22 protein-coding genes are annotated in these 22,632 nt (G+C 40.1%); 5 read left to right on the top strand and 17 right to left on the bottom strand.

Annotated elements, in window-relative coordinates; genetic code table 11:
- Positions 1–80: 80 nt before the first annotated feature.
- The gene (locus AAV98_RS03425; protein ID WP_060664155.1) at positions 81–1,280 is read left to right on the top strand and encodes an MFS transporter; all 1,200 of its coding nucleotides are present in this window, start codon (positions 81–83) and stop codon (positions 1,278–1,280) included.
- Between the two features lie 97 nt (positions 1,281–1,377).
- On the opposite strand, the gene AAV98_RS03420 is transcribed toward AAV98_RS03425, so the two are convergent.
- The 13 genes from AAV98_RS03420 to AAV98_RS03360 all read right to left on the bottom strand — a co-directional run bounded on the left by AAV98_RS03420 (position 1,378) and on the right by AAV98_RS03360 (position 12,876).
- Positions 1,378–2,340 carry a tRNA dihydrouridine synthase gene (locus AAV98_RS03420; protein WP_060664386.1) on the bottom strand — a complete coding sequence of 321 codons (963 nt, stop codon included), beginning with the start codon at positions 2,338–2,340 and terminating at the stop codon, positions 1,378–1,380.
- Positions 2,341–2,569: 229 nt separating this feature from the next.
- Positions 2,570–3,196: an acetate uptake transporter gene (locus AAV98_RS03415; RefSeq protein ID WP_060664154.1), complete on the bottom strand. Its 627-nt coding sequence runs from the start codon at positions 3,194–3,196 to the stop codon at positions 2,570–2,572.
- A gap of 204 nt (positions 3,197–3,400) precedes the next feature.
- Positions 3,401–3,691, bottom strand: a complete 291-nt coding sequence (locus AAV98_RS03410; protein WP_060664153.1) for a DUF6407 family protein — start codon at positions 3,689–3,691, stop codon at positions 3,401–3,403.
- Positions 3,692–3,734: 43 nt separating this feature from the next.
- Positions 3,735–4,226 carry a hypothetical protein gene (locus AAV98_RS03405; RefSeq protein WP_060664152.1) on the bottom strand — a complete coding sequence of 164 codons (492 nt, stop codon included), beginning with the start codon at positions 4,224–4,226 and terminating at the stop codon, positions 3,735–3,737.
- 13 nt (positions 4,227–4,239) lie between these two features.
- A complete protein-coding gene (locus tag AAV98_RS03400) occupies positions 4,240–5,247 on the bottom strand; it encodes a sodium-dependent bicarbonate transport family permease (RefSeq protein ID WP_060664151.1) in 1,008 nt (335 codons plus the stop codon).
- 149 nt (positions 5,248–5,396) lie between these two features.
- Positions 5,397–5,759, bottom strand: a complete 363-nt coding sequence (locus AAV98_RS03395; RefSeq protein WP_060664385.1) for a DUF2294 domain-containing protein — start codon at positions 5,757–5,759, stop codon at positions 5,397–5,399.
- A 346-nt stretch (positions 5,760–6,105) separates the two neighbouring features.
- Positions 6,106–6,720 (bottom strand): SCO family protein, encoded by a 615-nt coding sequence (locus AAV98_RS03390; protein ID WP_060664150.1) that lies wholly within the window; start codon positions 6,718–6,720, stop codon positions 6,106–6,108.
- Positions 6,721–6,733: 13 nt separating this feature from the next.
- Entirely contained in the window at positions 6,734–10,405 is a 3,672-nt protein-coding gene (locus tag AAV98_RS03385) for a multicopper oxidase domain-containing protein (RefSeq protein WP_060664149.1), read from the bottom strand.
- Positions 10,406–10,420: 15 nt separating this feature from the next.
- Positions 10,421–10,729: a hypothetical protein gene (locus AAV98_RS03380; protein WP_060664148.1), complete on the bottom strand. Its 309-nt coding sequence runs from the start codon at positions 10,727–10,729 to the stop codon at positions 10,421–10,423.
- Positions 10,730–10,755: 26 nt separating this feature from the next.
- Positions 10,756–11,103, bottom strand: coding sequence for a hypothetical protein (locus tag AAV98_RS03375; protein WP_082380754.1), 348 nt, complete (start codon positions 11,101–11,103; stop codon positions 10,756–10,758).
- Between the two features lie 14 nt (positions 11,104–11,117).
- The gene (locus AAV98_RS03370; RefSeq protein WP_231687684.1) at positions 11,118–11,918 is read right to left on the bottom strand and encodes a hypothetical protein; all 801 of its coding nucleotides are present in this window, start codon (positions 11,916–11,918) and stop codon (positions 11,118–11,120) included.
- Between the two features lie 30 nt (positions 11,919–11,948).
- Positions 11,949–12,413, bottom strand: a complete 465-nt coding sequence (locus AAV98_RS03365) for a hypothetical protein (RefSeq protein ID WP_060664147.1) — start codon at positions 12,411–12,413, stop codon at positions 11,949–11,951.
- Positions 12,414–12,459: 46 nt separating this feature from the next.
- Positions 12,460–12,876 carry a hypothetical protein gene (locus AAV98_RS03360; protein ID WP_231687683.1) on the bottom strand — a complete coding sequence of 139 codons (417 nt, stop codon included), beginning with the start codon at positions 12,874–12,876 and terminating at the stop codon, positions 12,460–12,462.
- A 213-nt stretch (positions 12,877–13,089) separates the two neighbouring features.
- Between AAV98_RS03360 and AAV98_RS03355 the strand changes: the two genes are divergently transcribed.
- Positions 13,090–13,929, top strand: coding sequence for a hypothetical protein (locus AAV98_RS03355; RefSeq protein WP_060664146.1), 840 nt, complete (start codon positions 13,090–13,092; stop codon positions 13,927–13,929).
- 503 nt (positions 13,930–14,432) lie between these two features.
- Here AAV98_RS03355 and AAV98_RS03350 read toward each other — a convergent pair.
- Positions 14,433–14,954 carry a hypothetical protein gene (locus tag AAV98_RS03350; protein ID WP_060664145.1) on the bottom strand — a complete coding sequence of 174 codons (522 nt, stop codon included), beginning with the start codon at positions 14,952–14,954 and terminating at the stop codon, positions 14,433–14,435.
- Positions 14,955–15,278: 324 nt separating this feature from the next.
- Here AAV98_RS03350 and AAV98_RS03340 point away from each other — a divergent pair, with 324 nt between their 5' ends.
- Both AAV98_RS03340 and AAV98_RS03335 read left to right on the top strand, forming a co-directional pair.
- Positions 15,279–16,388, top strand: coding sequence for a CotS family spore coat protein (locus tag AAV98_RS03340; protein ID WP_060664143.1), 1,110 nt, complete (start codon positions 15,279–15,281; stop codon positions 16,386–16,388).
- Entirely contained in the window at positions 16,385–18,019 is a 1,635-nt protein-coding gene (locus AAV98_RS03335) for a glycosyltransferase family 4 protein (protein WP_060664142.1), read from the top strand. The genes AAV98_RS03340 and AAV98_RS03335 overlap by 4 nt, the downstream gene beginning before the upstream one ends.
- Before the next feature lie 95 nt (positions 18,020–18,114).
- Here the strand turns inward: AAV98_RS03335 and AAV98_RS03330 are convergent, their stop codons facing one another.
- From AAV98_RS03330 to AAV98_RS03320, 3 genes are all read right to left on the bottom strand, one after another.
- Complete coding sequence (locus tag AAV98_RS03330; RefSeq protein ID WP_060664141.1) at positions 18,115–19,293, bottom strand: glycosyltransferase family 4 protein; 1,179 nt, start codon at positions 19,291–19,293, stop codon at positions 18,115–18,117.
- 1 nt (position 19,294) lies between these two features.
- The gene (locus AAV98_RS03325; protein WP_060664140.1) at positions 19,295–20,245 is read right to left on the bottom strand and encodes an NAD-dependent epimerase/dehydratase family protein; all 951 of its coding nucleotides are present in this window, start codon (positions 20,243–20,245) and stop codon (positions 19,295–19,297) included.
- Positions 20,246–20,818: 573 nt separating this feature from the next.
- The gene (locus AAV98_RS03320) at positions 20,819–21,904 is read right to left on the bottom strand and encodes a CotH kinase family protein (RefSeq protein ID WP_060664139.1); all 1,086 of its coding nucleotides are present in this window, start codon (positions 21,902–21,904) and stop codon (positions 20,819–20,821) included.
- A 160-nt stretch (positions 21,905–22,064) separates the two neighbouring features.
- Between AAV98_RS03320 and AAV98_RS20150 the strand changes: the two genes are divergently transcribed.
- A complete protein-coding gene (locus tag AAV98_RS20150; RefSeq protein ID WP_156317602.1) occupies positions 22,065–22,568 on the top strand; it encodes a hypothetical protein in 504 nt (167 codons plus the stop codon).
- The last annotated feature ends 64 nt before the right edge of the window (positions 22,569–22,632 follow it).

Below are 22,632 nucleotides of genomic sequence, written 5' to 3'. Positions count from 1 at the left end.
GTCCAATCAATATGTTATGATATTTAGGTTATTTATCTACCATCCTACACATGCCTATACAGCTTAGAAAAGAGGTATTTATGCAATCTGAAAAATTAACGAGGCAACATTGGTTGCTCATCTTCACCTTATCTTTATTAACATTTGTTCTTGGCACAAGTGAGTTTGTTATAGTGGGGATCTTGACGGATATTTCTTCAAGCCTTGGTATGTCTAATGCAAAAGCTGGTACGCTCGTTTCTGCGTTTGCGATTACATTTGCCATCGCCACACCGATGGTAATGTCCGCTACTAGCCATTTTCCAAAGCGTAAATGGATGTTGGTATTGATTGGAGCGTTCATTATTTTCAACGCATTATGCGCCGTTTCGACGTCCTACACGATGCTGCTCGCTTTTCGGATTTTGACTGCCATTGTGACTGGAGTCCTTATTTCTTTAGCCATGATTGTGGCAAGTGAAACCATGCCGCCAGCAAAGCGAGGACTGGCTATATCATTTGTGTTCGGTGGTTTTACTCTTGCAAACGTCATCGGGGTACCGATTGGAACGGTCGTAGCATCCTGGTTCGGATGGAATTCTACATTCATGTTGACGACCATACTGGGAGTATTGGCATTCCTAGCTTCCTATTTCGTCCTGCCAAGCAAACTCAGTCAAGTTCGAAGCTCGATCAAGGATCAGTTCTCGTTGCTGACCAATCCGAGAATATTAATCGCCTTTTTCATTCCCGCGCTCGGTTTTGGGGCAACCTATGTCGTTTTCACCTATCTTGTTCCGATTTTGAAGGGAATGGGCGCACCAAGCTATTCCATCAGTTTGATTCTTTTCGTTTATGGATTTATCTCTATTTTCAGCAACATCCTGGCAGGTAAAATAGCTAGCCATAATGCAATGGGTCGCCTTCGATTTGTGTTTCTTGTGCAGGCTGCTGTATTAATCAGCTTATTTTGGACCATCCATTACTTTGGACTGGGACTTGTTAATATTGGATTGATGTCGTTAATGGCCATTCTTTTAACCACATCCACTCAGCTTTACCTGATTGACCTAGCCAAGATCTATCAACCAACAGCAACTGGACTTGCCGCTTCCCTCATGCCTGTGGCAAGTAACGTTGGCATCGCTTTTGGTTCAGCCCTTGGCGGAATCGTGTACCATAATGTAGGTCTTATTCATGTCACTTGGGTGGGCGGTGTTGTTGCGGTTGGTGCTAGTCTTCTCACGTTTTTGAGTTATTACTTGGATCAAAGAGAGGCGTCGAGGGAACAGGCACATTAATTCATTTTTTTCATCATGAAAGCGCACGAAAGCCGAGAATAGCTGGTATTCTCGGCTTTTTGTTTTATTGGAGATAACTGTGGCACCGTGCTTATCCCTACAGCTCACCCTCAAATTCATCTAACAATGCACGGACTTCATCCGTTGATTTCGTGTTCATGAGTTGATTTCTCAGTTCTCCGGCTCCACGGAATCCTTTGACATAAATTTTGAAAAAGCGATGCAGCTTTGAAATAGAACGTGGCACTATTTCTGCATAATGATCTTGTAAATCGAGCTGCAACCTTAAGAGATCCAGGTATTCTTTGCTGCTATGCTCTTTCGGCTCTTTTTCAAAAGCGAATGGATTTTTGAAGATACCTCGCCCAATCATCACGCCGTCAATGCCATACTTTTCTGCAAGCTCCTGCCCCACTTGACGGTCAGGTATATCTCCATTTATCGTTAGCAACGTATCCGGTGCGATACGGTCACGCAATTCTTTAATTTCCGGAATCAGCTCCCAATGCGCATCGACTTCGCTCATCTCTTTTCGTGTACGTAAATGAATGGAAAGATTCGCGATATCCTGTTCTAGAATATGCTTCAGCCACTCCTTCCACTCGTCTACTTCTGTAAAGCCAAGTCGTGTTTTCACGCTAACAGGTAGTCCGCCCGCTTTTGCCGCTTGAATCAAATCCGCCGCGATATCTGGACGAAGAATAAGGCCGCTCCCCTTCCCTCTCGTCGCTACATTCGGCACAGGGCAGCCCATATTAATATCAATGCCTTTAAACCCCATCTCCGCCATGCCAATACTCATTTGACGGAAATATTCGGGATTATCGCCCCAAATATGCGCCACCATCGGCTGTTCATCTTCTGTGAAAAGCAAACGGCCACGCACACTGTCCTTGCCCTCAGGATGACAATAGCTATCGGAATTCGTAAACTCGGTGAAAAATACATCCGGACGACCCGCTTTACTTACTACGTGTCGAAACACAACATCTGTCACATCTTCCATCGGTGCCAGTACAAAAAATGGTCGCGGTAAATCACGCCAGAAATTTTCTATCATATCTAACTCAAATCCTCTCGTCATAAGTGCAACTTCTAGTACCCGTTCAAAAATTTTACACTAAATAACTTTATAACATGCTTTCTCCCTAATTTTCAAACACTAGTATTTGGAATTACAGCTAAATGGAAAATGTATTGCGGTTTCCTTGATACAACCTTACTAAAAATAAAAACGACTCAACACATAACATGTAGAGTCGCTTTGCCTGCCTATATTTATATCAATTTTACTGCTGATTCTTAAACGGGCCGAATGGTTTCCCTACAGGCAGCACAACTTGTCCGTAATGATTATTTAACACCGCTGCCGCAGAACCGTAAAAGGATAATAAAGCAATCAATAATTCAGAGATGGCTGCTAGCATATGCGAGAATTCATACATTATATCAAACGAACTTAAAGATAGTCCGATAAATAAGAAATCGATCAGAACAAATATGAAAAACAGAACTTTATGGGTTCCCATTGCACCGACTGTCATGAACACGCTAAAGATTAAGTAGCCTACGAATGCAACACCCAGCTGTTTAGGATCTGCAATTGCTTGTAGATTTTCCCCTAAAGCTCCGGATAGAATTAGCCAAGACATTCCAACTCCAAACCAGAAAAGTCCAAATGCACCAAATGCGGTAGTTCCAAATGTATTATTGTGCTTTGCGTCTAATAGGGCTGCAATAAATTGTGCGAGACCGCCTAAAAAGAAAGCCCATGGTAATATTAACGCCGTTCCTTCCGTCCATCCTAGTTTTTGTGATGACGCTACAAGCGTAACCATTGCTAATCCAAACAATCCTAATGCAGAAGGATCAGCCGTTACCACTTTAACGGAACGGAAATGTTGTTGGTTGTTCATAAGATGTGTCATTCCTCCTTGTTATATAACTCATATAAATTACATGAAATAATTACTTTTGTCTACATGTGAAAACGTTAACAAACAAATGTTTTTTAACCAATTAAATCCAACCATTAAAAAAGGCTGCAACCATGTCTTTTTGGAGCCTTATTAAAAAGGGACTCCAACAACAATAATGTCTGGGAGTCCACCTTTTTCTATCTAATATTCTCTTATGACACAGCCTTTATAAACCTCTTCGATGTCAAAACCTTTATTCGTTCCCATCGAGAGTTCCACCACTTTAGATAGAAGGTTTTCCTCCATCATCGAGTGTATATATAAAAATTCTGTGGTACCTTCTACTGTTTCTTCCTCTTCTTGATAAGAATTAAGTTTATAAAAATGAATGGCTTCTTTCACCAGTTTTTTGATGCAATCCACATTTTGCGGATCAAAATGTTCCATCCTGACCATTGTATGTTGGACAAAGTCTTGTAAATTTGCGCTCATATACATTCTCCTTATGGTGATTTCCCTAAGGATACCATAACCTCTAGACTGAATAATATTCTCCTGTATCTACATCCGCGATATAAGCATGGATAGGTATGTCATTTGGAATGAACGGATGACCTTTCAGGAATGTTTTGTTTTTCTCCATGACATCTTGCACTTTTGATGGACCGACCAACCAATCCATGACATCATGATTGACTACATCAATATAATTAATAGTGTTGATTGTTCCTTGTGATACCCCTGCTTGCTTCATCTTACTTAATAATTCCTCTTTATCCAGGCTGCCTACTTTCCTGTCTTTTTCCCCGATAAGATAAATTTCATCCACATTTTCACTATACAATGCCAAAATAACGTTTCTGATCAAACAGCCATAAGGTTGGGTAATGACAGCCCCAAAGCTGTTCAAAACCAACAAATCCTTTTCCTGTCTATTGGTTATGATCGGAAGTAAAGGCTGCATATCTTGATTGATACTAGAAATAACAATTGTTTTTTTCGTTAATGAACCTACTACATTGGACATTTTTATTCCTCCCTTATTGTACCCATTTTGCCATTTCGTAATAAATAGGTATTCCTATGATTAAGTTAAAAGGAAACGTAACTCCTAAAGATAAGCCTAAATAGATGGATGGGTTGGCCTCTGGAACCGAGGTTTTCAGGGCTGCAGGTGCGGCAATGTACGAAGCACTTCCAGCTAATACGCCCATCAATGTCACTCCCCCTAACGATAAACCTACAAAGTTTCCGACAAGAACTCCTAAAGCACCAAACAAAAGGGGCGTAACTAAACCAAATAACAGCAAGGGCAGCCCGTGCTTTTTCACCTCTGGCAAGCGCTGGCCTACCATCAATCCCATATTTAAGAGGAAAAGAATTAACACGCTGCCGTATAAGTCAATGAATAAAGGTTTCACCATTGGGAGTGCCTGTTCCCCAACGATCCAACCTATGATTAAACTCCCAAGGAGAAGAAGGATGCTTTTGCCGAATATACTTTCCCTTAACATGTCTTTATCAAATATATTGGCGGATGCCGGAAGAAACCCCATGCTCTGTGTCGAATAGATCGGATAATCCTTTTTATTTTCTAAGACTTTTAATAAAAGAAACGAAACTAAAATGGCCGGACTCTCCATTAACACCACTAATGCATTCATAAATCCTTCGTACGATGTACCGCTTTTATCTAAAAATGAAATGGAAGCTCCATACGTCACAATACTTACAGACCCATAAGTCGCGGCCAATCCAATCGAGTTTTTCAGATCCATTTTGATCATTTTCATGATAAACAAGGTTAGAAAAGGAATGACAATTCCTAAAAATAACGTGCCTAGAATGGGTGCCCACACCGTTTCCATTGAGTAGTTCGAAAGCTCCATTCCCCCTTTTATCCCAATCGCAATTAACAGGTAAATGCTTAATCCTTCACTTAAACCCGTTGGAAATTTTAAATCCGATTTAAAAATGGCAGCAATAATGCCTAATACAAAAAACAACACCACAGGTGATAACAAATTTTGAACAATTATGTCATTCATCCAACTTCCTCCCATCCATTTTTCCACGATAAAAAAAAACGACATCATCAGCATACAAGTGGCAAAAAAACAAACCACCGCTACTGAAATGTCGGTTTACCTTCAACTCGCCCTAAGGCTTTTTAAAGATCTCCCTTTTATCATGGATCTTACATTTTCTTCTCCAGATCTTCATATAACTTAAAGACCATCACACGTTCTCCTGTACGAGAACTAATGTCTGTATGAAAGCTTTTCACCTTTTCCCCCGTGATTGTAAAAATGATATCCTTCAGATTACCCAAACCTGATTCTACTAACTCTGAACGAGTTTTCTTAATTGTTAACATTCCCTCTTTTGTTTCACACACGGAATACTCAGCAGGTGTTAAAACCCCATTCAAATTCACAATAATCATATCCCGTAATATATCTGCTTTAACAGATACAGACCCACGTCCAAGATAATCCTTTTCCCATTGCGTAATTGCTTTGCTTATATCTGATTCCATAGCACCTTTTGATTTTTTTATGATCATCACGCTTTCCCCCCTGAACAAAAAATCGGTGCATCCCTTAAGCCTATACTTAAGAAATACACCGATTTATCTTATATTTGCCTTTTATCTCTTAAGAAATACTTTTTCATGCTGTCAAACAATCGTTTAACAGCCTGCTAAAGCCCTCTAGGTAATAGTAAAAAGGAAAAATAAAATCTCTCGAATATAAATTTATATTTAAATTACCTTAAAACGATATGGATGTCAAGAGGGATTCTAGGGGACGGGCACACCGACCCACCGCCTGCTCCACCTGCACAGGAAAGCCGAGAACAGCAGGCATTCTCGGCTTGTTTAGTATGGTTATGTCGATTTTAGATCAAGGTGTCTGTCCATGAAACCCACTTGGTATCAAAAGGGAGATATCTTCTAGAATTTGAGTGGTATCAAGTGGGTCATTGGCATTGGCCATGTCATATAATGCCCGTATCTGGTTTTTTTCATCGAGTAGATACATGGTGATGGAGTGAGAGAAGAAATCACCTTCCAGCTTTTGGTATTGCATGTTAAAGCGGCTTGCAATTTCTTTTGTCTCGTCTTCAGTCCCTCTTACCCACTTCCACCCTGCAGGATCGGTGTTAAATGCTTGTGAGTACTTTTGAATAGCTTCTGCTGTATCATTTTCGGGATCAAGGGAGATGGCTACAAGCTCGACCTGTTCACCAAATACTCCCTTGTTTTGAAGTTCGGCTTGTAGTGTTGTTAAATCCACGATGGTCATGGGGCAAACATCAGGACAGCGAGTATAAAAAAAGGTAACAATTTTTACTTTTTCGCTGTTTAATTCATAGGTACTTCCTTGGACATTTTGTAATTGAAAGTTGGATACACTCCCCAAAACGGGGAGTTTTTCGTATGTTGGCCAAAAAAAGTAAACCGCTAAGAATCCAATGACACTAATGGAAAGAAACAGTCCCCATGCTTTTTTGGTCATCTAAACCCACACCTTAATAATCTTTCCAGGTAACCTTTTTTACAGGCGGTAAGTGCTTTTGTCTATTTTTATGGACACGAAGGATTCCCCACATTCCTTGCTCGATATCCCAGCGAATATTTCCAGAACGGTACATATAGTCGCCTGGGAAGTTATAAAAACTTCCTGCGCCATAATTCATTTTGAAGTCACCCGTATAACCAGCGACAATTTTGCCCTCCAAGGAACGAATTTCGGACGCCAAGTCTTTGTCATCCGTGTTCCAATAGTGTCCATGCAAGTGAAAACCATGGCTGCGCCGACGCTCGGAAGGATTGACCAGTCGCATGGTAATCGGTTCTCCGGCATACGCTTCAAATACCGGGGTAGATGGATCTCCATGCACTTTGGAGCTGAACAGATCCTTTAAGACAGGACGTTTATTGAACCGATTGATTAATCGCTCTGTACGATAATTAAAGCCCCTTGACCCATTATCATACGTATCCACTAAATCCTCTAACTCTTCTGGGTCCACTCCCCCAATAATTCCATCCACAGGATCCACGATAAGTTTTCCTTTTCTATCCACTAATCGAGCTCCATCATACATAATTAAGACAAATTCTCTTGTTTCTGGTAAGAAAGGATTCACTAACACGACATTATCTGCTGTTAGCGCTGGCTTGAATGTTTTTGGATGCAGGAATTGAGTTCCTCTTGGTTCGGCAATAAATATCCCAAAAGTCCCCAATGAACGGTGATTGCGTATGTCCGCCATATCCCACAATCCACAAGAGCCTACATCTGCATCCACATACCACTTATACGTTATCGTTTCGCCAGGTCCAACCGTTTGATCTGGATTGAAGCCTACTGTTTCCCCTGCTGATGTTTTCACATCATATTGAATCAATTGCGGGTGTAACGATATCCTGACGGATGGAGGATAAAAAGCCTGCTCCTTTACAGGTGGATATGGCCAAATTCCATCTGGAAATGGGAATTGATCAAACTTTAAGAAACTAGTTAATGTCACTTCCACAACATCGCCTTGATTTGCCCTTAAAATTAAAGGTTTTGGATTTTTTCTACCACATAAAATGTCATCCATATCTTCTTTTAGGGCAAAAACAATACCAAATGGATCTTTTTCTCCCCACTTGCTATATATAATCGGTGTATGAAACGCTACCACATCAAACCGTTTTATCGGAGCATCTTTCGGTCCAATTGGGTCTACTTTTTTAGGTGGAGCTGGTGGTTTTCCATTACATTCAGGCAATGGCCGTGTTCGTTTTGGTGGATCCTCTCGGTCTGGGAGTGGGATTAAGAAATCGACCTCTTCATCAAAGGCTCGTATTAGGCCCCACAATCCATTCCATAAATCCTCCTCCGTTTCAAACGTCCATAAATAATCCCCGGACCTTGGCACATCCATTTCGAATGTGAACGATTCTGATATGCCAATATGTTGTTGAGCACTAAAGCTGGTTTCCACGTCAGGGCGCTCTGCTTTCCAGCGAAGTCCGTGTATATTAAAGCTGTGTGATTCCTCATGCGCGCCTTGTAATAACCTTACTCTTATCGGATCTCCTTCATAACAATGTAGGATTGGTGTCACCGGGTCCCCTTTTACAAAGGAGCTAAACGAATAGGCAGGATCTTCATCTTTCCCTAAACGGAATTGTAATGGTTCGTTCTTATAGTTCACTCCAAACAAACCTGGGTCATCATCAGATCCTGGGAATTCTGGTGGATTTAATGGACACCCGTTTTTATCATATAATAGGGTGAAATCTTGAACCATCAAAGCAATATCCCGATAATCCGGAATTAATGGGTGTGTAACAGTTACTTGAGTACCAACGTTGACCTCTTCACCTGTTTTAGAGTCTAGAACCTCTGAGAATCTGGCATGAATGACTCCAGAGCCAAACACTCCATGCTGCTGATGGTAGTTGGCAAATAAGTGGTCATGGAAAAACCAAGCTTTTAATTCTACATCTGCATAATATTCGTAACGTATTGTCTCTCCCGACAGAGCACTGGAATCGTAATTCCACCCTACATTTGCTCCATCACTGACAAGCACATCAAATTTAACAAAGTGAACATGAATGCCAGTTTCATAGGTTCTTGTGACTAATTGGAATGCATCTCCACCGGCAACTTCAGGTAGCAGGTTTGTAAAATTAATACGTATACACGTTCCAGCATTCATATGAATGACAATAGGTTCCGGTTCTTTCTTGCCTGATAACACATCGTCTACATCTTCATCAAGCACATATATTCTTCCTTTAGGGTCATTCCAGCCTTGACGATTATAGACTAATGGACATTCAATGAGTGAAATATTAAACTCTTGCACTGCTGGATTTTCTACAATGGAACAAGCGTCAGCAAACACAGCTCCTGGCCTTGCAAAAGGCACTGCTGCATTTCGTTCAAGCTCCGTCATGTCTCTACCACCTACAATGCCTAGTGGTGGCCTTGGTGCCTTACAGCCCACTTTTCCAGGAATAAAGTTTGGAAAACCAGGGCGTTCCTTTGTCGGTTTTGGTGGACATGGCCGGTCAGGCAATGGCTGCAATGCTTTAATCGGGACACCATTCGGATAGCATTGGCTTCCGTCCTGTAGGGTGTCAAAGATTCGATTCATCCCCCACATTCCTACTGCAAAGTGGGGATAAAGATGACAATGAATAATGACATCTCCCATTGCCTCCTGCAGCGAACCAAGTCCATAGAGAGGTTCTACCGTATACCAAGTTTGAGGGCTTACGGCTATGGAATCAATGACATCCGAATCTGTATTGTTCGTGTCTTTAAACCACTGATGTACATGGTAATGGAAAACATGCGTTTCCTTGACCCCACCGTGCACTAATCGAATCTTTGCAGGATCTCCCTTATAGCCTCTTAGGATAGGAGTGGCCGGGTCACCAAATACCCATGAATCATGATGAACTTCTTCTCCATCACAATCCGGGCAAACAACCCCTTCCTCTAACAGTTTCCTTCGATTTTGGATCGGCTCATAACGATAATTCATGGCATGTGTAGATTCTCTTTCCTGATTGGTAACGGGATCAAGCGGCTTGTTTCCTGTCATATCCACTGTTGACATTTCATCATGAAAGATCCAGGCATATTCTCTGAAAGATGGAGCAAAAGGGTGATGAACATCCGCATATAACCCGCTGTTTATGGTGCCACCAGTAACAGGGTCGGTCCACCATGATCCTCTGCGTTGCACAAATAAGCATCCGAATAAACCATTAATATTCGTTCCCTCATCCCCACTCTCCGGGTTACCTAAATCATGGAAGTAGAACACCCCTTCATGATTTACCGTCAATTGGTAGAGAATTTTTTCCCCTGGCTCCGCTAGCGTACTCGGGTTAAATCCGACGTTTGCTCCATCGGAGTCTAATACATTGTAATCGGCTTCCAAAAAATGCATTCCTGTCGCATAACGAATTTGATTTTCAAATAATATTTCCACTGTGTCTCCTTTATTGGCTCGAATACACAGCGGCTCTACTAAATCTACCGGGGTAAAGGGATTTTTCTTGACTAATTCTTTTACCTTTTTTTCATTTTCTTTTAATACATACATCATTCCATCGGGAGCATAATCACCAAAGTTATTCAGCACAATTCTTATTGGGATGGCAACGACATGATAGAGTCTTTTCATCCGTTTCCCCCTTCGTTAAAAGTCTTCCATCAATTTCGGAATTCTCGGTAATCCTTTCGTTTCTATATAGTAAGTTTCGATACTATGGACGTGAATAAACCAATTACGATTCTCTAATTCAGCTATTGTTGTAACCTGTGTATCAAGTAATACATAATCTTCAATTACCTCCACAATCTTTCCAATGAATACAAATGGAAAAGAAGGCGTCAAGATAAATGCTTTTTTTCCAATTCCATCTCTGAAATCTTGAATTACCCCTTCATCATGAATATCATTTATCGAAGGAGAATGAATCCAATTTCCATCCGTGGTATGTGTCATACGAATCCCCCTTTAAAAGTGCTTACTTACGTTAATGGAAAGCGTTCTCTTGGATCAAAGTTTGGCGTGAAGTGTGCAATTTTTTCTAGTGGAAAGCTAAGTGGTGTTGGAAACTCGAAAAATGGAGCATTCACAATTTTGATGATAACTGGATAAAGCGTTATATGACCTTGTTGAACATCGAATATGGTTCCAGTAAAGACAGGTCTAAATGTTTGACCAAAAAGGTTTAATTGGTCAGACTCTGTCACAAGGAGAATATCCTCCCCCTTTAAATCCTTTAATTCCTTTAACAATCGATCTTCTCTTACTTTCTTTTGTTCCCTTACTTCCGTTTGTTCGTCTTCTTTTACTTCATGGTTTTCATGAGACATGTATAAAACCTCCTTTATGTCCTGCTAGTAATAGATAATGATTTCCATATTTCAGATATGACAGTTAGAGCCCTTATCGTCTCTATGTATTGAATCTCCTTTACTGGGATTTCCATCGACTTACCCAAAAATTCCATCGTAAGGTGCTGATCTTTTATGTTTTTTATTTTGCCAACTTTTTTTGAATCTTCATCTAAAAAGGTAACAATCCATGTTTCTTTCCATGTTTCCAAATTGGTCATTAGGGATTCTTCAAAAAACTGCTGCTTTAATACATCACGCTTAGAGACGGTTTCTCCAAATTGATACAGCAGTTTTTTTCTTAAATTGTTATCAAAAATAAAGTGCTGGTGGGTATTGGAGTAATTAGGGATCCCATACGGAATATTTGCTGACTTTATGACCCTGTAGGGAATCCATATTCTTTCTCTTAAATTTGTGAGCATAACAAAATCACGCCCAATGGTACTAACCTTTCCCTCTTTATAGATGGACTTAGAGCCGCATTTATAATACACTTCCACCTGTTGATTCCTTCTCGACTTAAAAAATTTTCGGTAGGTTAACAATTTCCCCCTTTCTTCATTATGCTTGGAAATAGTAAACATGTTGGCACGATCAATATACTCCATTAAGAGTCGAGTCTCTTCCGTCGTTGTTCCTGTAGTGGGAGATGTACTTCCATGCCCCTTTTTCACGTTAAATTCATTAATAATATCTTCTTTCATCATTTCTTGTTGACGTTTTTCCATCAATTCTTTTCTATAATCATCTAAGAATATTTTCCTCTTATTCTCTTGGTTAGTTTTTTCCACATCTCCATCTCCTGTTTGGTCATATTCCCCCTAAACTCGTAGCGAGTAATAAACTAAACTTATGGTTAGCACTACCAGGCTTGTTACGAAAAGACTAAATGTAACGATACTCTGTTCAAGACTCATCGTATAGGAGGGTGGGAGGCTACATAGAGACGGATCTTGAATAACAGCACTCAACATTGTCCCCATAATGCTCCCTACTACTCCATGTGTAAAACCGGATAAAAGAGATTGAAAGTTAACGAGTGCACCCAGTAATAACCCAATAGTTCCTCCTACTATGGAGGAGAGAAAAAGGATGAACGAAAGCTGAATGGGGAAGAGAAAATGTAACAACATCGCCAATACTAAACTTAAAATACCACTGCAACTCATGGCCATAACCATGCCAAATCGATCACTAAATAGTTTTCTTTTGCCATACAAAATCTTATAAATGGTTAATCCCATTAGAATATTCCATCCCATCATGCCAACAAGAAAAAAAGTCATCTGATTCCCTCTTTACTTCAGGCTTTTCATAAAAAACAGCCTTCCTTTATGTTTGTCTAGTGGATGAGACGAACAAAATGAGAGAAAAAACAAAGATACCCTCTAAAAATACAAGAAAAACAGGATCCCCCTTCGCTGCAGCCCCCACCATAGGTGCCATAATTCCCATCATCATGCCATTCACATAGCCGGTTAAAAGTGTCTGATAATCAAATAACCCGCCAACTAATGCGCCAAAAATCATCCCGATCAAAGTCGTAATCATGGTAATCCACACATACATCAACGGAAATTGATAGATCAACACAACTCCCGAAATAATGGCCAAGAAGCCGCCGACCAATGTGGATAGGTTCATGCCCAGCTGAAAACCAATAAGCTTTCGAATTCTAAATACGTAGAAATAGACTAATAATGTAATCATGATATTTCCGTAGAATAGTAACCCCAAATGTTCTATCACCAACCATCCACCTCATATTTCATCACATATGATTTACAAATATGTACAATGAGCTTGTTGTATGCACGCTTACAAAATACTTTACTCATATTGGTATTGTCATGAATTTTTACAGGTTTCATGAATAATGGTACTTATTTCGAACTTCAGTTATAAATGCCCATTCCAAATTTTATCGCCCCCATATACTAGGTCTATATACTAGAAAGGAGTGTGGCTAGAATAAAACTTTCTAAATTCCACAGATGCTGTCATCATTCAGACTGGAAAGATAAGCATACGAACCGTTTTAAATGCCCTGATTGTGTTCCACCAGATCACGATGACAGTCTCTTTTGTTCACCATATAAATGTCCAGAAAGGATTCCACAACCTAAATTTCCTTCTCCAACTAGTTCCCTGCCACCTGAGGAATTAGAAGAACTACAGGAATGTATTGAAAAGGCTAATCAACTCCTGTTAGCTCTTGCTTTAGAAAGTGATGAAGAAAACTTAAGAGCTTTTCAAGAATATCTTCGAGGACTTCGAATGAAATGTGTGAGTGTAACTGTTTCTTGCGAAGATGAAGAAACGACACCGCCATTGAAAGGTGCAATAGTTGATGCAGGAATAAACTTCCTGATTTTACAAACCAATGTTGGCAATTTACTATTAATCCCTTTCGAAAGAATTGTATGGATCAATCAATTAGAAAATGATGAAAATTATATGGAAGACCAAGAATTAATTGATATCTCCCTATGCCTCCGAAGATGTATCACGCTTCATTTTAGTGAAGTTGTCTCAAAAAGCCCTTTTTTACTCAACCTTTTTTACGGCATTGAACTATGGTTATTCCTTGAAAGTTACGTTGGATGCCTAGTGTATGTAAAGAAGATTGATGAGGAAAAGGAAATAGAGGGAACCTTGCTATCCACTGATAGGCGAAAAATAGAAATAAGTAGGGATGGCAAAAAAGAAGGAATTAATTTTGATGACATCCTCACCATTGAAATCGAACAGGAAGCACTGACAGATAGATTGTTTGAATGTCACGTTATCCGCCCACATTAGAAAAGGAATCCCCTAATAATGGGGATTTTCTTAGGACATAGTTCTTTCTGTTCTTCGGAACCCCGTTGATCGTAGTGAAAGGAGCGTAGACTCCTGCGGGAGGAAGGGACAGGGGAGACCCCACAGGCGAAGCGAGGCCACTGAAAAACTGATAACGTAAAGTTTTTTATGTTTCCTAGCTGGTGATTGAAGCAAAAGGCGAAGACTCCTGAGGGAGATAGCGCTAGGTGGAGACCCCGCAGGCGTAGCCGAGGAGGCTCCAGCAGCGCCCCTAGGAAAGCGAAGCCATTTGCGGAAATCAACAGCGGTGTTTATAAAAATACTAAAATCAAGACTTTTTCAGTGGCCACGGCGAAGTCGAAGAGGCTCCCGGACCACCCACAGAAAGTGGAGCTCCTGTAACGAAGATCAACCGCTACAAGTTAAAACTAAAAATATTGAAGGGTTCTTCACAACGCCCTAAAAAAAGGAATCCCCCAACAACGGGGAATTCCTTTTTTTCATTATTCTTCACCATTAATCTCAAGCTTAACTCTACAGCCTATATGACGGAAAAGCTCCCAGTTTACTCCATGAGTTAACCCAGCTAGCCTTAATTCAAACTTGTCATCACAGAAAGGGATAGCAAAGTCACAATAACATGTGCATTTAGGGAAACAATCGTCATGATCATGGTCATCATCATGCTCATGATCATCTCCACATTCCTCACAATGTTCATCTATTTCAAAGTCATCATGCTCCCTGTTAAATTCTACACAACGACACGTATGATGGTGACACTTCCTGCAAATGCCGGTACATTCGGGATCTAGCCAGACTATTTTTGAAATCCGATTCGTCAATATGGTGACAAGTTCATTATTGTCTAAAAGCAAATTCACATAATCAATACCAACTTGATGAATCTTCCCTTCAATATGGCAAGTTGGAATGAAATCATTTTTTTCAGAAACAAACTTAAACTTTGCTGTGTTCATACTATTTGTAGAATGGTCCATCTTCATTACTTGTTTAAAATACATCTCCACCCTCCTTTCCAGTTACAGTAACATATGAATCTAGCTGAAGTGAGGTGCTCTAAAAACGATGAAGTAGGAAGATATGGGTTTGAGAATAATTGAATGAAGGACCCATTCTCTTTTTAAAGAATGGGCAGCAACTTATGAAGAATTGGGATAAAGATGGACCATTTTTGCAAAACTCCACTCATTTCGGTACAAACTTTCCACCTGCAAGTATGAACTTACTCCTAAACGTTTACCTATTATTTCTTAATAATGGACAAATGACTATCCTGTTTCTATCCCAATGAATACTATAGATAGACAATATACTCAGAGAAGGGAATGAACAGCTTGGAAGAACTCATTATGCCGTGGGATGATGCTGATGAAACCTTAGGTGAATTTTATGTTCCGCCATATATAGAGCAAATGGCAGACGAAGTCATTAAGCATTATGATTTCACCGTGAGTAGTAGGGTAGTTATTACCACGAAGGCAGATAAAGGCGGACTAATATGGAAAATGGAAACAAACAAAGGTCCAAAAAGCTTGAAAATACTCCATCGAAGACCGACACGGAGTTTATTTAGTATAGGGGCACAGGAATATTTAGTGAACGAAAAGAATGCTCGAGTGCCTGCGATTATCAAGACAAAAAGTGATAGTAATGTCGTAGAAATGGGAGGGAAGATTTGGTTTGTAGCTGAATGGATTGAACCGCTTCAACCAGTTTCTGCAGACATAGAAGGGGCAAAGCTGTTGAGCAATGCAATCGGAGAATTTCATCAACTTTCAAAAGGATATGTTCCACCTAAAGGAGCTGAGGTCGCTTCAAGGCTTTACCGTTGGCCAAAAACGTATCAAAAAGTGATGAAAAAAATGAAATGGTTCCGAGATATTGCCAAGTTATATTCGGAAATGCCTGCAAGCAAGACCATTTTGAACACGGTTGATATGTTTGAAGAGCAGGCTAAGAATGCCATCACGAAGCTGGAAGAATCGCCTTATCAACAGCTAGTCGCTTTGGGCAATGAAGAATGGGGATTAGTTCACCAGGATTACGGATGGTCAAATGGCCAAATGGGTCCAGGAGGAATGTGGATTATTGATCTGGATGGAGTGGCGTATGATATCCCAATTCGAGATTTACGTAAATTAATCGGTGGTTCGATGGATGATCTCGGTAAATGGGATATTAATTGGATTGTTGCCATGTTGGATGCATATGATGAGGCCAATCCGATTACAGACGAATTATTCGAAATCTTGTTAGTCGAGTTCTCCCTTCCTAACCTTTTTTACAAGAATGTAAAAGATATCTTATTTGAGCCTACCATCGCCTTAAGTACCGAGCTGGATGCTGTTGTAAATAGAATCGTTGAAATCGATCAAACCAAGTGGCCTGTGCTGGAACAATTACGCGCAGAATGGAGAGGGGGAAAAAGAAAATGAAGGTACTCATCGTTAGTACGGAAAAGCTTCCAGTCCCACCAGTTAAAGGCGGTGCGATTCAAACATATATATCAGGAGCTGTTCCAAGCTTAAAACAAAAACATTCGATTACGATACTAGGGCGTCAAGATGAAACCTTACCTGATAAGGAAACAAAAGATGGTATCCAGTATGTGAGAGTTCCTGGAGGCCTTTTGGAAACTTATCGCGCAGGGGTAGTCGAATACATCAAAGAGCAGTCTTTTGACTTAATTCATATTTTTAATCGTCCCCGCCTTGTTTTACCTATCCGGGAAGTAGCACCGAAATCAAGAATCATCTTGAGCATGCACAATGACATGTTCAAACGAGAGAAGATTTCACCTGAGGAAGGCAAGGAAGCCATCGCCCAATTAGATAAAATCATTACCATCAGCAATTACATCGGAGAGGAAATTGTCAAGCTATTCCCAGAGGCTGAAAATAAAGTAAAAACGATCTATTCGGGTGTTGACCTAGATCGCTTTGTTCCTGTTTATTCTAATAAAGGGAGAAATATTCGATCATCCATGCGTCAACAACATCAGCTGGGATCCAAAAAGGTCATTTTGTTTGCCGGCAGGCTTTCCGCAAATAAAGGCGCAGATATACTCTTACGATCCATGGAGGACTTGTCCAAAAAATTCCCAGATATCGCGTTAGTTCTAATGGGTGCCAAAGGCTTTAGTGATAATCGTATGAGCGATTACATTGCCTATATCAAATCAATTGCTGACAGGCTACCTATACCCGTAATCACTACAGGATTCGTTCAACCAGACCAAATTCAAGACTGGTTTGCTACGGCCGATATATTTGTATGTCCCTCACAGTGGGAAGAACCGTTAGCCCGTGTCCACTATGAAGCGATGGCAGCAGGGCTACCGATTGTGACGACCGCTCGAGGAGGAAACCCTGAAGTTATCGAAGTTGGAAAAAATGGGTATATCGTCGAAACACCAGAAGATTCTCAAGAATTTGTTACTCATATTTCTAAGTTACTATCCAATCCTTCTCTCTGTAAAAAGATGGGTGAATATGGCCGTCAATTCGCTGAAGAAAATCACAATTGGGACCGTGTAATCAGCGATATATCTGAGGTTTGGAGTGAAATCGAATACAAAATTAAACATAATATTGCCCTTGATGAAACCAATGAGGAGCTAGAAAGTTTAGAGCTACCCAACCAAGATCTTCCTAAAGATAAAGAAGAAACGGAAAATAACGCTATCGTTGTAGAAGAGAAAGAGATTGAAGAGAAAGAGATCGAAAAGAAGGTAGAAGCACCGAAACCAAGACAACCGAGAACAATTGCGGAATATTTCAATTACATGTTTTTTATGAACAGAAGAAATCCCTTCTTTTCAGATATTGATTCATCATTAGATGAAGAGATAGAACAGTCTATTGTCATAATGGAGGAAATGGAAGAGGAAATGGAGGAAGAAGAGAAACGCGAGGCAACTAAACCCTTATCTCCTGATCTTAAAGAAGAAAAAATTTCTCCTATTAAAGAAGAAGCGCCAATACCACCGAAGAAAAAAGTGAGGAAGAAACCTACTGAGTCTAAACCTTGGATAAATAAAGAAGTGATTGTAGAAAAGAGAAAATGAACGGTTTTCAAATAATGGCTTAGAAAACACAAAATGAGGATGAGAAAAAGGTTGACTGGTTACCTTTTTCTCATCCTCATTATTTGTATCGGCAATTACATTCCACCAAACATTCGATTAAATAACGGTTCCTCTTTTTTCGGAGTTAGTTCATCGTATACGTTCATTAATCGGTCAGCAACATGTTGGAATTGAAAATTCAATTCCACTAATTCTCGAGCATTTTTCGTCACTCGTTCTGCCTCTTGCTTATTTTTTAAATAAAATTGAATCCCTTTGGCAAACTCCCTCACTTGATCATACTCATCAATAACATATCCCGTTTTCTGATGAGATACGACTTCTGCATTTCCCCCTCTATTAGTAGTGATAACAGGAATTCCAGCAGCGAATGCTTCATAGTGTACCCGTGCTAGTGGCTCTTGCCATTGTGAAGGACATACAAAAATATCACTCATTAAAAAGATGTTCGGAATTTCATTTGCTGGGATAAAGTTCGTGAAAATCACTTTATCCCCTAGCGGTTCCGCTAATTTCCTCACATATCGAACATAATTATTAACCCCATTATCACTAAACCATTTTCCTCCTGCAATCACAAGAACAGCGTCAGAATGTCTTTTAGCTATCGCTTTAAAGGCTTCGATAAGATAATGGACGCCCTTCCCTTTCGTTATCCTCCCTGCAAATAAAATAGCCTTTTTATTCTCGATCTTGTATTTTTTTCGATATTTATTTCTAATTTTCTGGCCTTCTTTTGTCCACACGGGGGGATATTCTTTCAAGTTGACACCGGAGTAAACCACTTTAATTTTTGATTCAGCCTCCGGAAATCGTTCTAACACGGTTTGTTTAATATAGTTACTCACGGTCACAATCCGTTTTACAGAACGTACAATTTCCTGTCCCGTTTCATAGGGTACTTTCTTTTCAGCGAGCATATCATTATGAAGTCCTAAAATAAATTGGCTAGAAGGTGAAGCTTTTTTATAAAGCGGGATGTTTAATGGCCGGTTAAAAACATGAACCATGTGGTACGTATTTTCCCTTAATTTTTGTGCAACATGTATTTCATAATCCTGTTGGGGAAGACGGATGTATTCCACCCCGTCACGGATTTCTTCATCTGGAAGGGCTTCATCGGTCACAGAGAAAATGGTTAATTCATATTTTTCACGGAGAAACGGTACCACACCGTCAATCATCATCTGAATTGCCCCTCCCCTAACAGCAGGGGAAGGTAATTTTTCTGTACAAATATAGGCAAGCTTCATCCTACACCTCCTTATATAAATCTAGTAAATCCTTTAACTCATATTGAAGCCCCTCTTTTAAGGACACAGTTGGTGAATAGTGTAGTAGCTTTTCTGCTTTTGTAATATCAGCCCATGTATGCCTTGGTTCCCCGCGCGGTTTTCCAATAAAGTCTAGCGAAGTTTTTTGACCCGTAATCTCTTCTAGTATTTCAACAACTTCTAAGATAGATTTACGTTCCTTTCCCCCTATGTTAATCGTTTCCCCAATAACATGGTCCGCATGGAGAACGGAAACTGTTCCTTCCACACAGTCCCCTATATACGTAAAGTCACGCGTTTGCTTTCCATCTCCGTATATGGGAATGGGTTTCTTTTTTATGATGCATGCAATAAATTTATGAAAAGCCATATCAGAACGCTGCCTAGGTCCATACACGGTAAAATAGCGAAGCATGGTTATCGGTATTCCATCATTTTCACTATACACCTTACATAAATACTCTCCTGTAAGTTTCGTTACTCCATAAGGAGAGAGTGGAAAAGGTACACTATCTTCAGAAACCCTCCCTATTTTCTCCCCGTAAACAGAAGAAGTGGAGGCATAAATCAACTTCTTAATAGGAATCGTTTTACACGCTTCCAGCAATCGTTGTGTTACAAGAATATTATTTTCTACATACAATCGAAAGTTGTTTCCCCAACTTGATCGAACTCCTGGTACAGCTGCCAGATGAAAGATCACATCATCTTTAGCTAAAACCTTACTCCAATCCAACTCTAGTAAATTTTTATTTAAAAATTGAAAACGTGGATGGTTCAACAGGTTTCCTAAATTTCTCTGTTTTATCGGTTTCAAAGCAGGATCAATGAAGCCATCGATACCAATAACCACATTCTCTTTTTCTTTTAATAACCGCTCACATAAATGGGAGCCGATAAAACCAGCAGCTCCCGTCACAATAATTCTCATTTGTCTAGCCACCCCAATAATATAATGAAGTTATATAGCTTTCTACGATGTTAGGAAAGTAGTTTCACCGTCATCCATCCTTGTTTGTCTATAAAGGAGGAAAATGGATGTGTTTTTATATCCTATTTTGCTTCGTCCGAAACGTGAAAGGAGGATGACTACGCAGTGTAAAATGGGCTTGAGAGGCAGATTGAGACAAAAAAAAACTCCCATTTGATGGAAGACACTTAAAAAACCTTAGTTTTAAAATTTTACTAAACACCGCTGTGGATTTTCGCAAATGGCTTCGCTTTCCTAGGGGCGGTGCTGGAGCCTCCTCGGCTACGCCGAAGCCACTGAAAAAGACTTTGATTTTGAAATTTTACTAAACACCGCTGTGGATTTCCGCAAATGGCTTCGCTTTCCTAGGGGCGGTGCTGGAGCCTCCTCGCTTCGCTGCGGGGTCTCCACCTACCGCTATCTCCCTCAGGAGTCTTCGCCTTTTGCTACAATCCACAGCTAGGAATCGTAAAAAACATTACGTTATCAGTTTTTCAGTGGCTTCATTAAATCCCGGGAGTTTAGAACAAGCCTTTATTCCAGGTCCTTCAGATGATTCCGAAGATATTGATTTCGATCTAAAATAAAATTCATCATAAATTCTGGCTCTTGATCAAACAACTCGACAGTATCTTTTTTGTAGGGATCATGTGATAGGTATGAACCTAGTTTGCTGTGGAGATTGCTGATTAGTGGCTCTAATTCTGAAGTAGTAAAGTGGGTGTCTAATATTTCGTTTAGACGTAATTGATATTGATTGCGAAACTCCTTTACATCAAGAAGTCTTGCTGTGAGTGTATTAAATCCTTCAATCGGCACTTTATCACATTTCATCACTTTTCCGTTCCAATTCCGACCGAACGTGGCATCAAAATCCCAAGGAATCATTTCATATAATCCTGTTTGACCATTTCGATGAAGCGCATAATTTTGAATAAACGCATCATAGTTCTGTGTACAAATCACCCCGCAAAGCCAATTCAAGTATTTTTTCACATCCAAGTACTTCTCTATTTCTTCCCCAAAAACATGGCGTGGAATGGTGTTTATTTTTGCTATGAATCTCTCTAATTCAAGGTCGTCCTTATCATCTCCTAACTTACGTAAATACCCTGAGATCAAGGAGTCTTTCAACTTTCCTTTTGTAGTTAATAAAGAAAAATTAGTTTTATGATTCGTTGCGTAATAGATGGGGCCATAGGAAAGCTGTCTGTTTTGCAAAAATAAATCATCTACGGATTCGAGCAGCAAATAAATGCCTGCAGGCTCTCCATTAAACTCGAGGAAAACATGATTGGAGTCAGGTGCCATACTCCCAATTTTTTTGAAAAATTCAAAGGATAACTTATTTCGTATTAATGAAGGATCACAGTATTCTGCATTAAGATGAACTTCTCGCGCTGCAAATTCTTTATTATATTCATTAAAAATAATTCGATAAGACTTTTTGTTGAATTTCCTCGTGTGATTACCACGGTAGGTTATTCCTATATCGTAAGTATGGTTGTTTATTTCTATTTTGGAAGGAATGGGATCCTCCTGCCATATATTGTTTTCCAGGGATTGTAGTAATTTAGGTTCTATTGATATTTTTATTGTAGATATTTCGTTTAATTGCATCTAAATCATTGCCTCCCCCACATTTTATCCTTATCATATGAACAAAATTGTGCGCTTGATAATGATTTTATTGAGCAATATGGAGAACCATTAAAAATAGAACAACATAAAATACCGTAACCTTATTTTTAAGGACTTAATTAAAAAGGAGGTAATATAGATGGGGAAAGAAGAAATCTCAAAGTTATATAATGAAGCTAGGGGATATGGACTTGATGGATTCCTAAGCCGTAATCCAGGATCCGCACGTAAACAAGATGCTGAAGTTGAAGAAGCTGGTTCTGGATCTGGGTCTGGGTCTGGGTCTGGGTCTGGCTCTGGGTCTGGGTCTGGGTCTGGTTCTGGCTCTGGTTCTGGTTCTGGCTCTGGATCTGACTCTGGTTCTGGTTCTGGTTCTGGTTCTGGTTCTGGCTCTGGTTCTGGCTCTGGTTCTGGTTCTGGTTCTGAATTTGGTTCTGAATCTGGTTCTGGGTCTGACTCTGGTTCTGGATCTGGGTCTGGGTCTGGGTCTGGGTCTGGGTCTGGTTCTGGGTCTGGCTCTGGGTCTGGGTCTGGGTCTGGGTCTGAATTTGGTTCTGAATCTGGTTCTGGGTCTGGCTCTGGTTCTGGCTCTGGTTCAGATTCTGGCTCTGGATCTGGTTCTGGGTCTGGCTCTGGGTCATAATACTTTCATGATTCTAGAGTAAAAGATACGAGAAAGCCCCTTTTATTAGTCTTTAAAAGCAAAA

Source organism: Bacillus sp. CHD6a (assembly GCF_001293645.1).
In the GTDB taxonomy this organism is placed as follows: domain Bacteria; phylum Bacillota; class Bacilli; order Bacillales; family Bacillaceae_I; genus Sutcliffiella_A.
This window is presented reverse-complemented; position numbering and strand designations above follow the sequence as displayed.

Coding starts and splice junctions, on each gene's coding strand:
- AAV98_RS03425 (WP_060664155.1), top strand. CDS start 81: ATGCAATCTGAAAAATTAACGAGGCAACATTGGTTGCTCATCTTCACC.
- AAV98_RS03420 (WP_060664386.1), bottom strand. CDS start 2,340: ATGATAGAAAATTTCTGGCGTGATTTACCGCGACCATTTTTTGTACTG.
- AAV98_RS03415 (WP_060664154.1), bottom strand. CDS start 3,196: ATGAACAACCAACAACATTTCCGTTCCGTTAAAGTGGTAACGGCTGAT.
- AAV98_RS03410 (WP_060664153.1), bottom strand. CDS start 3,691: ATGAGCGCAAATTTACAAGACTTTGTCCAACATACAATGGTCAGGATG.
- AAV98_RS03405 (WP_060664152.1), bottom strand. CDS start 4,226: ATGTCCAATGTAGTAGGTTCATTAACGAAAAAAACAATTGTTATTTCT.
- AAV98_RS03400 (WP_060664151.1), bottom strand. CDS start 5,247: ATGAATGACATAATTGTTCAAAATTTGTTATCACCTGTGGTGTTGTTT.
- AAV98_RS03390 (WP_060664150.1), bottom strand. CDS start 6,720: ATGACCAAAAAAGCATGGGGACTGTTTCTTTCCATTAGTGTCATTGGA.
- AAV98_RS03385 (WP_060664149.1), bottom strand. CDS start 10,405: ATGAAAAGACTCTATCATGTCGTTGCCATCCCAATAAGAATTGTGCTG.
- AAV98_RS03380 (WP_060664148.1), bottom strand. CDS start 10,729: ATGACACATACCACGGATGGAAATTGGATTCATTCTCCTTCGATAAAT.
- AAV98_RS03375 (WP_082380754.1), bottom strand. CDS start 11,103: ATGTCTCATGAAAACCATGAAGTAAAAGAAGACGAACAAACGGAAGTA.
- AAV98_RS03365 (WP_060664147.1), bottom strand. CDS start 12,413: ATGACTTTTTTTCTTGTTGGCATGATGGGATGGAATATTCTAATGGGA.
- AAV98_RS03350 (WP_060664145.1), bottom strand. CDS start 14,954: ATGTATTTTAAACAAGTAATGAAGATGGACCATTCTACAAATAGTATG.
- AAV98_RS03340 (WP_060664143.1), top strand. CDS start 15,279: ATGAACAGCTTGGAAGAACTCATTATGCCGTGGGATGATGCTGATGAA.
- AAV98_RS03335 (WP_060664142.1), top strand. CDS start 16,385: ATGAAGGTACTCATCGTTAGTACGGAAAAGCTTCCAGTCCCACCAGTT.
- AAV98_RS03330 (WP_060664141.1), bottom strand. CDS start 19,293: ATGAAGCTTGCCTATATTTGTACAGAAAAATTACCTTCCCCTGCTGTT.
- AAV98_RS03325 (WP_060664140.1), bottom strand. CDS start 20,245: ATGAGAATTATTGTGACGGGAGCTGCTGGTTTTATCGGCTCCCATTTA.
- AAV98_RS03320 (WP_060664139.1), bottom strand. CDS start 21,904: ATGCAATTAAACGAAATATCTACAATAAAAATATCAATAGAACCTAAA.
- AAV98_RS20150 (WP_156317602.1), top strand. CDS start 22,065: ATGGGGAAAGAAGAAATCTCAAAGTTATATAATGAAGCTAGGGGATAT.